The sequence below is a fragment of the Virgibacillus sp. M23 genome, from assembly GCF_034190895.1.
Lineage (GTDB): Bacteria > Bacillota > Bacilli > Bacillales > Amphibacillaceae > Virgibacillus > Virgibacillus salarius.
Genome location: NZ_JAWDHA010000266.1, coordinates 1 through 442 on the forward strand (window position 1 = coordinate 1; position 442 = coordinate 442).

Sequence of the window (442 nt, forward strand, 5' to 3'; positions counted from 1 at the left end):
CTTCAGCATAGCGCCGAGCATAAGTGAAGCTGTCATTGTGCGCCCTAATGCAGCGGATGCTGTCGGCCACGTACCATGGCGTCTCTGTCCTTCATTTACCATATCAGTCGTTCTCGCTGCATAAGCACGAACTTTTCCGTCATACGCAAGTGCTTTTACTAAATAATCCATTACAAAACCTCCTATACACTTCCTACGCGGTTTCTTTCATAAATCAATTCCAGCCCTTTTAGGGTTAGGACTGGATCAACGATATCAATACAATCTGACTCGTTTGCAATGAGCGGCGCCAGTCCTCCTGTCGCAATGACCTTTGGTTCCTGTTTTGCCTGCCATTTCATTCGCTTAACGATTCCTTCCACTTGGCCGACATAGCCAAATAAAATTCCAGATTGCATCGCGCTTACAGTGTTTTTTCCGATAATATTGTCGGGCCGGGTAA

General features: G+C 46.2%; 2 protein-coding genes. Both read right to left on the minus strand.

Annotated elements, in window-relative coordinates; genetic code table 11:
* On the minus strand, positions 1-171 hold a 171-nt coding region (locus RVS70_RS22460), incomplete at its 3' end, for an Hsp33 family molecular chaperone HslO (protein ID WP_321134940.1).
* Between the two features lie 11 nt (positions 172-182).
* On the minus strand, positions 183-442 hold a 260-nt coding region (locus RVS70_RS22465), incomplete at its 5' end, for a type III pantothenate kinase (RefSeq protein WP_321134938.1).